Genomic DNA, 13,939 nt, shown 5'->3' on the forward strand with positions numbered 1-13,939 from the left:
CTTGGCTGACCGGTTATCGGCTCACAACACCGTTACTTGAGGGCTGAATCGTTTCAATTCGTGAACTCGAAGCGATCAGCGTCCAGGTTCGCCGGAAACCGAGTGCGATACGCCGCCAGGTCCGTCGCACTCAGCGAAACAGAAAACACCCCATCGGCTTCACCGGCGCTGAGCAGCGTCTCACCCTGGAAGTCCAGCACCTGACTGTCACCGGTGTAGGCAAAGCCCTTGCCGTCGGTGCCGACCCGGTTCACCGCCGCCACGTAGCACAGGTTTTCGATGGCCCGCGCCGGGAGCAGGCGGTTCCAATGCTGACGCCGGGCGCCTGGCCAGTTGGCGGTGTACAGCAATAAATCGGTGTCTTCGGCGTCGCGGCTCCACGCGGGAAAACGCAGGTCGTAGCAGATCAATGGTCGGATCCGCCAGCCCTTGAGCTCGAACAGCACCTGCCGCTCACCCGGTGTGTAATGGTTGTGCTCGCCGGCCATGCGGAACAGATGGCGCTTGTCGTAATGCAGCACCTCGCCATCGGGCCGTGCCCACAGCAAGCGATTACGATGCGTGCCGTCGCCGGCCTGGACGATCACGCTGCCGGTGATCACCGCATCCAGCTTCGCCGCCTGGTCCTTGAGCCAGCGGCTGGTGGGCCCGTGCTCCGGCTCGGCCAGGGTCTCGGACTCCATGGAAAAACCGGTGGTGAACATTTCCGGCAGGATGATCAGATCCGCCCCACGCGCCTGATCGAGCAGCACCTCGAAATGTTCCAGGTTGGCCCGACGGTCATGCCAGGCCAGCGTGGTCTGGATCAAGGCAATGTTCAGGTTGGGCAACGCACTCAGATCACGCATAGTTTTTCCGCCGCTTCGCGCAGCGTCTCCTCGCGCTTGGCAAAGCACAGGCGCACCAGGCGCTGGCCCTCTGGCGGGTTCTGGTAGAAGACCGAGATCGGAATGGTCGCCACGCCATGTTCGCGCGTCATCCATACCGCCATGTCGACGTCATTGAGGTCCGGGCGGATTTGCGAGTAATCCACCAGCTGGAAATAGGTGCCGGCGACGCGCTTGTAGCTGAACCGCGACGGCGCCAGCAGATCGCAGAACAGGTCGCGCTTGGCCTGGTAGAAGTCCGGCAGCTCGTCGACGTGCTCCGGATGCTCGGCCATGTAATCGGCCAACGCAAACTGCAACGGGGTCACGCCGCAGAAGCTGACGTACTGATGCACCTTGCGCAGCTCCGCCGTCAGGGCCGGTGGCGCCACGACGTAACCGGTCTTCCAGCCGGTGACGTGGTAGGTCTTGCCGAACGAACTGACCACGAAGGCGCGGCGATACAGCTCCTCATGGGCTAGCACGCTGACATGGGGCACGCCGTCAAACACCAGATGCTCATAGACTTCGTCGCTGATCAGGTAGATGTCGCGGTCGCGGATCAAGGCCGCCAACTGGTCCAGCTCGGCGCGGCTGATCAGGGCTCCGCTGGGGTTGTGCGGCGTGTTGAGGATGATCATTCGCGTGCGCGGGCTCAGGGCTTCGCCGAGTTTCTCAAAGTCGATGGCGAAGTCGTCCAGGCCCAGTTGAACATGCACGCAACGTCCGCCGGCCAGTTGCACGGCAGGTTCGTAGCTGTCGTAGGCCGGGTCGAAGACGATGACTTCGTCGCCGCTGTTAACCACCGCCGCGATGGCGCAGAAAATCGCCTGGGTCGCGCCAGGGGTCACGGTGACTTCCTGATCGGCATCGACGCTGGCGCCATAGCTGCGGGCGATCTTCGCCGCAATCTGCTGCCGCAGCACCGGCAGGCCGGTCATGGGGGAATATTGGTTGTGGCCTTGGGCTATGTGCCGGCCGACCGCATCGCGCAGCGCTTGCGGGCCATCGAAATCGGGAAAACCCTGGGACAGGTTCAGCGCACCGGTCTGCGCGGCGAGCTGCGACATCTGGGTGAAAATCGTGATGCCGACGTTCGGCAACTTGCTGGTGATCATCGAGGTTTCCCTGGGTCTGCACCCGGCTCTGGTGCGGCGCGGGAGAGGTCGAGGATAGCCCAATCGCCGGGCATGAAAAAGGGTGCCCGTGGGCACCCTCTCCAACTGTCGCCACAAAAGCGATCCGGACAAATCCCGGCTCAGCGCTTGTCGCGGCGCTTCTTGTCGGCCTTCTTGTGGTGCGACATCAAGCGACGCTTCTTGTTGACCTGACGGTCGGTGAGCGTGTTCTTGTTGCCTTCATACGGGTTCTCGCCGCCCTTGAACTCGATGCGAATCGGCGTACCGACCAGCTTCAGGACGCGACGGTAGGTGTTCTCCAGGTAGCGAACGTACGACTTGGGCACCTTCTCGATCTGGTTACCGTGGATCACGATGATCGGCGGGTTGGCACCACCCAAGTGGGCGTAGCGCAGCTTGATCCGACGGTTGTTGACCATCGGTGGCGCGTGCTCGCCGACGGCGTCCTCGAGGATCTGGGTCAGGCGGTTGGTCGGCCAGCGGGTCACTGCGGACTTGAACGAGTTCTGCACCGAAGCGTAGAGATTGCCCACGCCCGTGCCGTGCAAGGCCGAGATGAAGTGGATGTCGGCGAAGTCGACGAAGAACAGCCGGCGCTGCAATTCGACCTTCACGAAGTCCCGCTCGCTCGGCGTCATGCCGTCCCACTTGTTGATCGCGATGACCAATGCACGACCGGCTTCCAGGGCAAAGCCCAGCAGGTTCAGGTCGTGATCGACCACACCTTCGCGGGCGTCCATCACGAAGATCACCACGTTGGCGTCCTTGATCGCCTGCAGCGTCTTGACCACGGAGAACTTTTCGACTTCTTCGTGGATCTTGCCGCGCTTGCGCACACCGGCGGTGTCGATCAGCGTGTACTTCTCTTCGTTACGCTCGAAGGGAATGTAGATGCTGTCGCGGGTGGTGCCGGGCTGATCGTAGACGATGACCCGGTCTTCGCCGAGCATGCGGTTGACCAAGGTCGACTTGCCGACGTTCGGGCGGCCGATGATTGCGATCTTGATGCCGTCTTTTTCGCTCGGGCCCGGAATGCGCTTGGCTTCCTCGCCTTCGGCAACGACTTCTTCCTCGCCCTCTTCCGGCTCGTCTTCATCGTCCTTCGGAAAACTCTCCAGAGCGATTTCCAGCATCTGGGTGATGCCACGGCCGTGGGCGCCGGCGATCGGGATCGCCTGGCCCATGCCCAACGGCGCGAACTCGGCGCGGGCCATGTCCGGGTCGATGTTGTCGACCTTGTTGGCGACCACGTAGGAACGCTTGTTACGCTTGCGCAGATGCTCGGCGATCATCTGGTCGGCGGCGGTAAAACCGGCCTTGGCGTCTACCAGGAACAGCACCACATCGGCTTCTTCGATGGCGAGCAGCGACTGCTCGGCCATTTTTTCGTCCATGCCGTGTTCATCACCGGAGATGCCGCCGGTGTCGACCAGAATATAGGTACGCCCTTGCCACTTGGCCTCACCGTATTGGCGATCACGGGTCAGACCGGACAAGTCGCCGACGATGGCGTCGCGAGTCCTGGTCAGGCGGTTGAACAAGGTGGACTTGCCGACGTTCGGTCGGCCCACCAGGGCGATTACGGGAACCATGCGGCTCTCCACTTCGTTATTTCAGAAAATACAAAAGCCGCTGCGAGGCAGCGGCTGGTGCTCGGGGCAGCCTGTGCTAGCACTGCAAGCCTCGTGAACAAGGCCGCTTGGGGGATTAGCCCCAAGCATAGTCTTACTTGATGGTCAGGGCTTCCAGTTTGCCGCTGTTGCCATACACATAAATCATGCTGCCCACCACCAGAGGACGGGCACGCAGGCCGTCGCTGTCGATGCGCTCACGGCCGACGAAGCGACCGTCCACCTGGCTGAGCAGGTGCAGGTAACCTTCCAGGTCACCGACTGCAACGTAGCTGGAGAACACTTCCGGGGCCGACAGTTGACGGCGGGCCAGGGAGTCGTTGCTCCACAATGCGGTGGTGGAACGCTCGTCAACGCCTTCGACGGTGCCCGAGGACAGGCTTACGTAGACGCTGCCAAAGCCTTGGGCGACACCGGCGTAGCTGGACGCATCGCGCTGCCACAACGGACGACCGGTTTCCAGGTCAAGCGCCGCGACGCGGCCCTGGTAGCTGGCGACGTACAGCGTACCGCCGGACAGCAACAAGCCGCCGTCGATATCGACCACGCGTTCCAACTCCGAACGACCTTGCGGGATCGCTACGCGCTGCTCCCAGACCGGCACGCCGTTGGAAATGTCCAGGGCCACGACTTTACCGGTCGACAGGCCAGCCACCGCGAGGCGGTTGGTGACGATCGGTGCGCTGGTACCGCGCAGGGTCAGGACCGCCGGGGTGCTGTCGTACAACCAGCGCTGGTTGCCGGTGGCGGCGTCCAGGCCGATCAAGCGGTCATCCTGGGTCTGGACCACCACCACGTCGCCGTTGGTGGCGGGCGGTGCGAGGACTTCGCTGGTCACGCGGGCGCGCCATTTCTCTTCACCGCTGCTCGCGTCCAGGGCGACGATCTCACCCTTGAGCGTGCCGATCATGACCAGCCCATAACCCACGCCAACGGCGCCGGACACAGGAAGCTCAAGATCTTTCTCCCACTTCACGTCGCCGTTCATGCGATCCATGGCCATGACGACGCCAGTCACGTCGCCGGCATAGATGGTGTCGCCGTCGATGGCAGGCACCAGCATGTTGTAGGTTTCACCCTGGCCGTCACCGATGGAGCGGCTCCATTGCTTCTGCAACACGACTTCTTCTTTGAAGTCGGTCAATTCGGCCGGAGGCAGTTCTTTCTTGCTGTTGCTGCTGCAACCCGCGGCCAGAATGGCCAGGGCCAGCAATGCTGCATGTTTCCAACGGATCACGTCACGCATCCCCTTTGGCCAGGTCGTCCAGCTTGATTTGCAGGCCACCAACCGCGGCTTCATCCGACAGCGCAGCCTTGGCTTTTTGGTAGGCCGCATGGGCCTCGTCGGCAAGGCCCAGCTGTACTAGCAGGTCGCCCTTGAGTTCTTCGCGAGTTGCCAGGAACGCCTTGTCGGCATCGCCGTCGAGCAGTTTCAAGGCGTCTTCGGCCTTGTTCTGTGCGGCCAAGACCTGTGCCAGGCGCTGACGCGCCACTTCGCCCAGGGTCGGGTTGGCCGGCTTGTCGACGATCGCCTTCAGCTCGGTGGCCGCGTCATCCAGCTTGCCGCTGTCCACCGCGACCTTGGCCACGAACAGGCTGCCGTATTGGGCATAGGCGGTGCCGCCAAACTCCTTGTTGAGCTTGCCGGCCAGGTCCGCCACGCGGGCCGCGTCAGGCTTGCCGTCCGGGGTCAGGGTGGTTTCCAGCAATTGCTGATAGAGCATCGAGGCGCCTTGCGACTGGTTGCTCTGGTATTTCTGGTAGGCCTGCCAGCCGAACACGATGACCAGCGCCAACAGGCCGCCAGTGACCAGCGGCTTGCCATTGCGCGTCCACCAGTCCTTCAAATCCGCCAGCTGTTCATCTTCGGTACTCGACACCCCAATACTCCTTAATCGCTAAATCGGCTGTTTGACAGCTTCAACCCTGCACGACGCAGGTGGCCAGGTGTGCAGCAAGCGCATCCCAGGCAATGCTTTGTTGTTCGCCCTGGCCACGCAGGGGTTTGAAACCTACCACTTGTTGGGCCAGTTCGTCGTCACCGAGGATCAATGCGTACAGCGCACCGCTCTTGTCGGCCTTCTTGAATTGGCTCTTGAAGCTGCCGGCACCAGCGTTGATCTGCAGGCGCAGGTTGGGCAACTGGTCACGGATCCGCTCGCTCAAGGCCAGGGCGGCCAGTTCGGCGGCCTCGCCAAAGGCGCACAGGTAGACGTCGACCTGACGGGACAGCTCTTCAGGCACTTTATCCAGCGCTTCGAGCATCAGCACCAGGCGCTCGATGCCCATGGCGAAGCCCACGCCCGGGGTCGGCTTGCCACCCATCTGCTCCACCAGTCCGTCGTAGCGGCCGCCGGCACACACGGTGCCCTGGGCGCCGAGCTTGTCGGTGACCCACTCGAAAACGGTCTTGCTGTAGTAATCCAGGCCACGAACCAACTTGGGGTTGATCACGTAAGGGATGCCCACGGCGTCGAGGCGTGCCTTCAGCCCTTCGAAGTGCGCACGGGACTCGTCGTCGAGGTAGTCGGCCATTTTCGGCGCGTCCACCAGGATCGCCTGGGTCTCGGCGTTCTTGGTGTCAAGCACACGCAACGGGTTGGTCTTCAGGCGGCGCCGGCTGTCTTCGTCCAGCTTGTCGATGTGAGCGGAAAGAAACTCCACCAACGCTTCACGGTAGCGACCACGGGATTCGCTGGTGCCCAGGCTGTTGAGCTCAAGCTTGACCGCATCACGCAGCCCCAGCTCGCCCCACAGGCGCCAGGTCATCACGATCAGCTCGGCGTCGATGTCCGGCCCTTCCAGGTTAAACACCTCGAGACCAATCTGGTGGAACTGGCGATAACGGCCTTTCTGTGGGCGTTCGTGGCGGAACATCGGGCCGACGTACCAGAGTTTCTGCACCTGGCCGCCGCCGGTGATACCGTGTTCGAGCACTGCACGCACGCAGGCTGCGGTGCCTTCCGGGCGCAAGGTCAGCGAATCGCCGTTGCGGTCGTCGAAGGTGTACATCTCTTTTTCGACGATGTCGGTCACTTCACCGATGGAGCGCTTGAACAGCTCGGTGAATTCGACAATTGGCATACGAATCTGCCGATAACCATAGTTATCCAGCAAACGCGCCACGGTGCCCTCGAAATAACGCCACAGGGGCGTCTGCTCGGGCAGGATGTCGTTCATGCCACGAATGGCTTGCAGAGACTTGCTCACATGTATTCCTTAATCTTGCGACTTAACCGCGCGCGATGACCGCTGCGTCGGCTTCGACCTTTTCGGCCGCTTTCTGGCGGATCAGCCGTTCCAGCTCATCCACCAGATTGTCATTCGTCAGTTTCTGCGACGGCTTGCCGTCGATGTAAATCAGGTTCGGCGTACCGCCCGTCAGGCCGATATGGGCCTCCTTGGCTTCGCCCGGCCCGTTGACCACGCAACCGATCACCGCGACATCCAGCGGCACCAGCAGGTCTTCAAGGCGCCCCTCCAGCTCGTTCATGGTCTTGACCACATCGAAGTTCTGCCGCGAGCAGCTCGGGCAGGCGATGAAGTTGATGCCACGGGAACGCAGGTGCAGCGACTTGAGAATGTCGTAGCCGACTTTCACTTCCTCGACCGGGTCAGCCGCCAACGAGATGCGGATGGTATCGCCAATCCCTTCGGCGAGCAGCATACCGAGGCCGACGGCGGATTTCACCGTACCCGAACGCAACCCACCGGCTTCGGTGATGCCCAGGTGCAGCGGCTGGACGATTTCCTTGGCCAACAAGCGGTAGGCTTCGACGGCCATGAACACGTCGGAGGCCTTCACGCTGACCTTGAAGTCCTGGAAATTCAGGCGTTCGAGGTGCTCCACATGGCGCAAGGCCGATTCCACCAGCGCCGCCGGGGTCGGTTCGCCGTATTTTTTCTGCAGGTCTTTTTCCAGGGAGCCGGCGTTGACGCCGATGCGGATCGGGATGCCCCGGTCGCGGGCGGCATCCACCACGGCACGTACACGGTCTTCACGACCGATGTTGCCCGGGTTGATGCGCAGGCAATCCACACCCAACTCCGCCACGCGCAAGGCAATGCGGTAGTCGAAATGAATATCGGCCACCAACGGGACCTTGACCAATTGCTTGATCTTGCCGAACGCCTCGGCGGCGTCCATGTCCGGCACCGATACCCGCACGATGTCGACACCGGCGGCTTCCAGGCGGTTGATCTGCGCGACCGTGGCGGCCACGTCATTGGTGTCGCTGTTGGTCATGCTCTGCACAGCGATTGGCGCATCGCCGCCCACGGGCACGTTACCGACCCAGATCTTCCGGGATTCGCGACGCTTGATTGGAGATTCGCCGTGCATGACTTATTGACCCAACTTCAGGCGAGCGGTCTCGCCACTGGTGAACGGAGCGATGTCGACCGGCTGGCCGTTGTAGCTGACCTGCGCGCCACGGGCATAACCCAGGCGTACGGCAAACGGCGGCTTACCGTTGACTGAGGTGGTGTCGCCCTTGCGCTTGAGGCCGCTGAACAACACTTTGCCGTTGCCGTCGGTGATCTGCGTCCAGCAATCGGCGGTGAACTGGATTTGTACCTGGCCGTCGCCTGGCGCAGGGGCCGGAGCGGTTGGAACGGCCGGGGCTGCCGGCACCGTTGGAGCCGCTACGGTCGGCGCCGGCGTGGCAGGAGCCGGACTGGCCGGAGCGGCTGGGGCAACTGGCGTGCTACCGGCATGTGCCGGTGCAGTCGGCGCGGCAGGCGCTGGCGCAGGAACGGCTGGGACGACAGGTTCTGAGCCCGCGGCGGCATCGGCCTCGCCGTTATCCGGGCCTTGCGGCAAGGCAAGGGCGGTTTCGCCTTCGGCCTGGCCCTGGACCACGGCCTGGTCTTCCGGCTCGTCCAGCGGATGGATCTGGGTGGTGCCGTCGGCGCCTTCGACTTCGACGTGCTCAGGGTTCATGACAACCGGTTCCTTGCCGCGCAAGGAAGCCTGGTCCTGCCACCAGACGAAACCGCCACCGATCACCGCAATCAGCAGCAGCAGGCTGACGATGCGCAAAATGGTGTGGGAGACACGCACAGGCTCTTCGATACGGCCCAAGCTGTGCACATTGCTGCCCTGGGCGTCGGAACCGGTGTATTGATCGAATTGCTGGACCAGCACGGTCTGGTCCATGCCGAGCAATTTGGCATAGGCGCGGATATAGCCCCGGGCGAAGGTGTGCCCTGGCAATTTGTCGAACGCGCCGGCCTCCAGGTTACTCAGCGAAGTGACGGTAAGATTGAGCTTGAGGGCCACTTCGGCCAGCGACCAACCATTGCTTTCGCGGGCTTGACGCAAGGTCTCACCGGGGTTTACGCGAGTCGCTGCTACAACTTCGGGATGCGCCGCTTTCATCATTGCTCCGACAGGTATTGCTGATATTCCGGCGTACCGGGATAAAGTCTTTTGAGTTGCAGGCCATAGCTTGCGGCCTTGTCGCGATCTTCAAACACATGTGCCAGCCGAACGCCGAGCAATAGACTACGTGCATTTTGCTCGCTGAGCAGGCTAAAACGCTCGTAATAGTCACGGGCGGGCACATAATGCCTGTCTTCGTAGGACAACTCAGCCATTTCCAGCAACGCACGCGGTTGTTGGCGATTGAGCCGCAGCGCCTTTTCAAGCTGCTGGCGGGCCAGGTCGCGCTGGCCGAGTTTCACGGCGGTCATGCCGAGATTTTCAAATACCCGTGAACGTTCGGGGTAAAGGGTATCGGCGGTCGCTTGCTCAAAACGCTCGTAGGCGTCCTTGTAGCGGGCCTGTTCGTAGAGAAAACTGCCGTAGTTGTTGAGGATCCGCGCATCTTGCGGGCGGGCGGACAACGCCTTGCGAAAATGCTCGTCAGCCAGTTCCGGCTCCAGCTCCGCCTGGAACACCAAGGCCAATGCCGCGTTGGCATCGGCGTCGGAACTGTCCAGTTCCAGGGCTTTCTTGAGGGGCACCTTGGCCCTTTCGGTCATGCCCTGCTGCAGATAGCCAATGCCCAACTGCACATAGGCTTCACGCGCCTCGTCGCGCCCCTTGCTGGTCTTCATCGGATTGTAGTCGCCCGACAGGACACAACCGGAGCAGAGTCCGGCCAACAGCAATAGCAGCGCAAAGCGCAGGGACATAGAGTTCCTCTCTTAGTGACTGTTCGCAGCGGTCTGCGCGACGTCGTCGGCGGCGTTCAATTCGCGCACGGCAATGTAGCGTTCGCTGCGACGGGTGCGATCCAGCACCTGTCCTACCAATTGGCCACAAGCGGCGTCGATGTCTTCGCCGCGGGTGGTGCGCACGGTGACGTTGAAGCCAGCGTGGTGAAGCTGATCCTGGAAGCGACGAATCGCGTTGTTGCTCGGACGCTCGTAACCGGAATGCGGGAACGGGTTGAATGGGATCAGGTTGATCTTGCACGGGATATTCTTGAGCAACTCGATCATCTCGACTGCATGTTCAACCTTGTCGTTCACATCCTTGAGCAGGGTGTACTCGATGGTCAGCACGCGCTTTTCGCCCAGGGACGACATGTAGCGCTGGCACGACTCGAGCAGCATCTTAAGCGGGTATTTCTTGTTGATCGGCACCAATTGGTTACGCAATGCGTCATTGGGTGCGTGCAGCGACAACGCCAGGGAGACGTCGATGTGCTTGGCCAGCTCATCGATCATCGGCACCACGCCCGAGGTGGACAGGGTCACGCGGCGCTTGGAGATGCCGTAGCCCAGGTCGTCCATCATCAAGTGCATGGCGGAAACGACGTTGTCGAAGTTCAGCAGCGGCTCACCCATGCCCATCATCACCACGTTGGTGATGGCACGGTCGACGGTCGCCGGGACGCTGCCAAAGGATTTGTTGGCAATCCACACCTGGCCGATCACTTCGGCGGCGGTGAGGTTGCTGTTGAAGCCTTGCTTGCCGGTGGAGCAGAAACTGCAATCCAGGGCACAGCCTGCCTGGGACGAAACGCACAACGTGCCACGTTTGCCCTGGGGAATGTAGACGGTCTCGACGCAGCTGCCGGACGCCACGCGCACCACCCATTTGCGGGTGCCGTCGCTGGAAATGTCCTGGCTGACCACTTCGGGGCCGCGAATCTCGGCAACAGCCTTGAGCTTTTCGCGCAGGGCCTTGCCGACATTCGTCATGGCGTCGAAGTCGTCGACGCCAAAGTGGTGAATCCATTTCATCACCTGGCCGGCACGGAAACGCTTCTCCCCGATCGAGTCGAAGAATTTCTCCATTTCCGGCTGGGTCAGACCCAACAGGTTGGTTTTGCCGTTCGATGTAGTCATGGATTCACCTTCACTCAAAAGCCTGGGCTTAGCGAGTGGTTACTTCAGTAGCGGAGAAAAAGTAAGCGATTTCGCGAGCAGCGGCGGCTTCGGAGTCCGAACCGTGGACGGCGTTGGCGTCAATGGATTCAGCGAAGTCAGCACGGATGGTGCCAGGAGCAGCTTCTTTAGGGTTGGTAGCGCCCATCAGCTCACGGTTGCGAGCGATGGCGTTTTCGCCTTCCAGCACCTGAACGACAACCGGACCGGAGGTCATGAAGGCAACCAGCTCACCGAAGAAACCGCGCTCGCTGTGCTCAGCGTAGAAGCCTTCGGCTTCGGCTTTGGACAGTTGCTTCATTTTCGAAGCTACAACGCGCAGGCCAGCGTCTTCGAAGCGGGTAACGATCTTGCCGATCACGTTTTTAGCAACGGCGTCAGGCTTGATGATGGAGAAAGTACGTTGAACAGCCATGGTGTAACTCCAGAAACGGTAATTTGCGAAAAATTAAACCCGCGAATTATACGCGGGTTCAGGGGTATTGCCTAACCTGCCGGGTCGATCAGTCGATTTCTTCGATCCAGAGCTGCTGGACAGCCTCCAGGACCTTCTCGCCACAACGGCCAGAGGTGTTGTCGAAATCGGGTAGTTCCATGATCCAGCGCTGCAAATCGACAAAATTCACAGCCTTCGGATCCACGTCCGGCTTGGCTTCGGCCAGTTCTTCTGCGATGCGTTGTACATCAGTCCAACCATAGCTCATGACAGTATCACCATCAGTGCGGCGCTTCGGCCGCATGGTTAAGCGAATATTTCGGGATTTCGACGGTCAGGTCTTCGGTGCCGACGATGGCTTGGCAGCTCAGACGCGATTGTGCCTCAAGGCCCCAGGCCCGATCGAGGAAGTCTTCTTCCAACTCGTCAGCCTCTTCCAGCGAATCGAAGCCCTCACGAATGATGCAATGGCACGTGGTGCAGGCACAGACGCCGCCACAGGCACTCTCTATCTCGATATGGTGCTCATGGGCCAGCTCGAGAATGGAAATTCCCGGCTCAGCCTCCACGACCATGCCCTCGGGACAGAACTTCTCGTGGGGCAGAAAAATCACCTGCGGCATCAGTTATTCCTCGATTTCATTCAGGTTGCGCCCCGCCAGGGCGGCTTTCACCGTCGAGTCCAGGCGGCGGGCAGCAAAGGCATCGGTGACCTGCGACAGACGCTTGGTCTGTTGCTCGATGGCATAACCATCGGTGCCTTTGATCAATTCGGAGAGTTCTTGCATCTGCATTTCGATGACCATGCGCTCTTCCGCGTCGAGCAAGCGCTCGCCGTCGGCTTCGAGGGCGGCCTGCACGGCTTCGATCAGGCGCTGGCCGTCAACCTGTTGCTCGCGCAGTACACGGGCGACTTTGTCATCGCTGGCGTGCTGGAAGGAATCCTTGAGCATCTTGGCGATTTCGCCGTCAGTCAGGCCGTAGGACGGCTTGACCTGGATGCTCGCTTCCACGCCCGAACCCAGTTCACGAGCGGAAACGTTGAGCAGACCGTCGGCATCGACCTGGAAGGTCACGCGGATCTTCGCCGCACCGGCGACCATCGCAGGGATGCCGCGCAGTTCGAAGCGAGCCAGGGAACGGCAGTCGCTGATCAATTCACGCTCGCCTTGCAGCACGTGGATCATCATGGCCGACTGGCCGTCTTTATAAGTGGTGAAGTCTTGGGCGCGGGCAACGGGGATGGTGGTGTTGCGCGGAATCACCTTCTCCATCAGGCCGCCCATGGTTTCCAGCCCCAGGGACAACGGAATCACGTCGAGCAACAGCAGCTCGCCGCCGTCGCGCTTGTTGCCGGCCAGGGTATCGGCCTGGATCGCGGCGCCGATGGCGACCACCTGGTCCGGGTCGATTTCGGTCAGCGGCTGGCGACCAAAGGCCTCGGCAACAGCTTCGCGAACCCGAGGCACGCGGGTCGAACCGCCGACCATGACCACCGCTTTCACGTCTTCCAACTCAACACCCGAATCGCGCACGGCACGGCGGCAGGCCTTGAGGCTGCGGGCGACCATGGGTTCGATCAGTGCATTGAAAGCGTCGCGGGTCAGGGTGGCGCTCCAGTCGCCATAAGCGACTTCGACGGACGCGGCGTCGGTCAAGGCTTCCTTGGCGGCGCAGGCGGTTTGCAGCAAATGGCGTTGCGCACCCGGGTCGAGGTCGGCGCAGAGGCCCGCCTGCTCGATGATCCAGCCAGCGATGGCGTGGTCGAAGTCATCGCCGCCCAGGGCGCTATCGCCGCCGGTAGCAAGCACTTCGAAGACACCGCCGGTCAGGCGCAGGATTGAAATGTCGAAGGTACCGCCGCCCAGGTCATAGATGGCGACCAGGCCTTCGGCATGTTGGTCCAGGCCATACGCGACCGCCGCGGCGGTCGGCTCGTTGAGCAAGCGCAGCACGTTCAGGCCGGCCAGCTTGGCGGCGTCCTTGGTGGCTTGGCGCTGGGCATCGTCGAAATAGGCCGGCACGGTGATGACCGCTCCCACCAGTTCACCACCCAACGCAGCTTCGGCGCGCTGGCGCAGCACCTTGAGGATATCGGCAGACACTTCTACCGGGCTTTTCGGGCCCTGCACCGTCTCGATGAACGGCATGTGGGATTCGCCACCGACGAAGCGGTACGGCAGTTGCTCGCCCAATTGCTTGACGTCGGACAGACCACGACCCATCAGGCGCTTGACCGAGACAATGGTATTCAACGGATCAGTGGCGGCGGCCAGCTTGGCCGACTCGCCGACTTCGACGCGCTCGGCGTGATAACGCACGGCGGATGGCAGGATCACCCGCCCCTGCTCGTCGGCCAGCGGTTCGGAAAGTCCGCTGCGCAAGGCAGCGACCAGGGAATTGGTGGTACCCAAGTCGATCCCGACAGCCAGGCGACGCTGGTGCGGTTGTGGACTTTGGCCGGGTTCGGCGATCTGCAGTAGGGCCATCGTAATCAGGTCTTATCTGTAATCAGGCGTGCGACCGGAG

The 13,939-nt window shown here is 61.6% G+C and carries 14 protein-coding genes; all 14 read right to left on the minus strand.

Annotation, left to right across the window (positions count from 1 at the left end):
* Nucleotides 1-53 precede the first annotated feature (53 nt).
* Complete coding sequence (locus tag VQ575_RS21555; RefSeq protein WP_325918383.1) at nucleotides 54-848, minus strand: amidohydrolase; 795 nt, start codon at nucleotides 846-848, stop codon at nucleotides 54-56.
* Nucleotides 836-1,984, minus strand: a complete 1,149-nt coding sequence (locus VQ575_RS21560) for a pyridoxal phosphate-dependent aminotransferase (RefSeq protein WP_045155134.1) — start codon at nucleotides 1,982-1,984, stop codon at nucleotides 836-838. The genes VQ575_RS21555 and VQ575_RS21560 overlap by 13 nt, the downstream gene beginning before the upstream one ends.
* Before the next feature lie 140 nt (nucleotides 1,985-2,124).
* Entirely contained in the window at nucleotides 2,125-3,597 is a 1,473-nt protein-coding gene (gene der / locus VQ575_RS21565) for a ribosome biogenesis GTPase Der (RefSeq protein WP_045155133.1), read from the minus strand.
* Between the two features lie 133 nt (nucleotides 3,598-3,730).
* Entirely contained in the window at nucleotides 3,731-4,882 is a 1,152-nt protein-coding gene (bamB, locus tag VQ575_RS21570; protein WP_039592111.1) for an outer membrane protein assembly factor BamB, read from the minus strand.
* The gene (locus VQ575_RS21575; RefSeq protein ID WP_325918384.1) at nucleotides 4,875-5,516 is read right to left on the minus strand and encodes a tetratricopeptide repeat protein; all 642 of its coding nucleotides are present in this window, start codon (nucleotides 5,514-5,516) and stop codon (nucleotides 4,875-4,877) included. The genes bamB and VQ575_RS21575 overlap by 8 nt, the downstream gene beginning before the upstream one ends.
* 40 nt (nucleotides 5,517-5,556) lie before the next feature.
* Nucleotides 5,557-6,846, minus strand: coding sequence for a histidine--tRNA ligase (gene hisS, locus VQ575_RS21580; RefSeq protein WP_325918385.1), 1,290 nt, complete (start codon nucleotides 6,844-6,846; stop codon nucleotides 5,557-5,559).
* Between the two features lie 22 nt (nucleotides 6,847-6,868).
* Complete coding sequence (ispG, locus tag VQ575_RS21585; protein WP_003185136.1) at nucleotides 6,869-7,978, minus strand: flavodoxin-dependent (E)-4-hydroxy-3-methylbut-2-enyl-diphosphate synthase; 1,110 nt, start codon at nucleotides 7,976-7,978, stop codon at nucleotides 6,869-6,871.
* 3 nt (nucleotides 7,979-7,981) lie between these two features.
* Nucleotides 7,982-9,016 carry a RodZ domain-containing protein gene (locus tag VQ575_RS21590; RefSeq protein ID WP_039592114.1) on the minus strand — a complete coding sequence of 345 codons (1,035 nt, stop codon included), beginning with the start codon at nucleotides 9,014-9,016 and terminating at the stop codon, nucleotides 7,982-7,984.
* Nucleotides 9,016-9,774: a type IV pilus biogenesis/stability protein PilW gene (gene pilW / locus VQ575_RS21595; protein ID WP_325918386.1), complete on the minus strand. Its 759-nt coding sequence runs from the start codon at nucleotides 9,772-9,774 to the stop codon at nucleotides 9,016-9,018. The genes VQ575_RS21590 and pilW overlap by 1 nt, the downstream gene beginning before the upstream one ends.
* Nucleotides 9,775-9,786: 12 nt before the next feature.
* Complete coding sequence (gene rlmN / locus VQ575_RS21600) at nucleotides 9,787-10,935, minus strand: dual-specificity RNA methyltransferase RlmN (RefSeq protein ID WP_039592116.1); 1,149 nt, start codon at nucleotides 10,933-10,935, stop codon at nucleotides 9,787-9,789.
* A 28-nt stretch (nucleotides 10,936-10,963) separates the two neighbouring features.
* Nucleotides 10,964-11,389, minus strand: coding sequence for a nucleoside-diphosphate kinase (gene ndk, locus VQ575_RS21605; RefSeq protein ID WP_030139592.1), 426 nt, complete (start codon nucleotides 11,387-11,389; stop codon nucleotides 10,964-10,966).
* Nucleotides 11,390-11,477: 88 nt separating this feature from the next.
* Nucleotides 11,478-11,678: a Fe-S cluster assembly protein IscX gene (gene iscX / locus VQ575_RS21610; protein ID WP_039592119.1), complete on the minus strand. Its 201-nt coding sequence runs from the start codon at nucleotides 11,676-11,678 to the stop codon at nucleotides 11,478-11,480.
* 13 nt (nucleotides 11,679-11,691) lie between these two features.
* Nucleotides 11,692-12,033: an ISC system 2Fe-2S type ferredoxin gene (fdx, locus tag VQ575_RS21615; RefSeq protein ID WP_039592120.1), complete on the minus strand. Its 342-nt coding sequence runs from the start codon at nucleotides 12,031-12,033 to the stop codon at nucleotides 11,692-11,694.
* Between the two features lie 3 nt (nucleotides 12,034-12,036).
* On the minus strand, nucleotides 12,037-13,899 hold the full coding sequence (hscA, locus tag VQ575_RS21620) for a Fe-S protein assembly chaperone HscA (RefSeq protein WP_325918387.1): 1,863 nt from the start codon (nucleotides 13,897-13,899) through the stop codon (nucleotides 12,037-12,039).
* Nucleotides 13,900-13,939: the final 40 nt, after the last annotated feature.

Source organism: Pseudomonas frederiksbergensis (assembly GCF_035751725.1).
Lineage (GTDB): Bacteria > Pseudomonadota > Gammaproteobacteria > Pseudomonadales > Pseudomonadaceae > Aquipseudomonas > Aquipseudomonas frederiksbergensis_A.

What these genes read in the sequence shown, in the direction of transcription:
- pilW (WP_325918386.1), bottom strand. Translation starts at nt 9,774, where the DNA reads ATGTCCCTGCGCTTTGCGCTGCTATTGCTGTTGGCCGGACTCTGCTCC.
- ispG (WP_003185136.1), bottom strand. Translation starts at nt 7,978, where the DNA reads ATGCACGGCGAATCTCCAATCAAGCGTCGCGAATCCCGGAAGATCTGG.
- fdx (WP_039592120.1), bottom strand. Translation starts at nt 12,033, where the DNA reads ATGCCGCAGGTGATTTTTCTGCCCCACGAGAAGTTCTGTCCCGAGGGC.
- VQ575_RS21590 (WP_039592114.1), bottom strand. Translation starts at nt 9,016, where the DNA reads ATGAAAGCGGCGCATCCCGAAGTTGTAGCAGCGACTCGCGTAAACCCC.
- hscA (WP_325918387.1), bottom strand. Translation starts at nt 13,899, where the DNA reads ATGGCCCTACTGCAGATCGCCGAACCCGGCCAAAGTCCACAACCGCAC.
- iscX (WP_039592119.1), bottom strand. Translation starts at nt 11,678, where the DNA reads ATGAGCTATGGTTGGACTGATGTACAACGCATCGCAGAAGAACTGGCC.
- rlmN (WP_039592116.1), bottom strand. Translation starts at nt 10,935, where the DNA reads ATGACTACATCGAACGGCAAAACCAACCTGTTGGGTCTGACCCAGCCG.
- der (WP_045155133.1), bottom strand. Translation starts at nt 3,597, where the DNA reads ATGGTTCCCGTAATCGCCCTGGTGGGCCGACCGAACGTCGGCAAGTCC.
- VQ575_RS21555 (WP_325918383.1), bottom strand. Translation starts at nt 848, where the DNA reads ATGCGTGATCTGAGTGCGTTGCCCAACCTGAACATTGCCTTGATCCAG.
- bamB (WP_039592111.1), bottom strand. Translation starts at nt 4,882, where the DNA reads ATGCGTGACGTGATCCGTTGGAAACATGCAGCATTGCTGGCCCTGGCC.
- VQ575_RS21560 (WP_045155134.1), bottom strand. Translation starts at nt 1,984, where the DNA reads ATGATCACCAGCAAGTTGCCGAACGTCGGCATCACGATTTTCACCCAG.
- ndk (WP_030139592.1), bottom strand. Translation starts at nt 11,389, where the DNA reads ATGGCTGTTCAACGTACTTTCTCCATCATCAAGCCTGACGCCGTTGCT.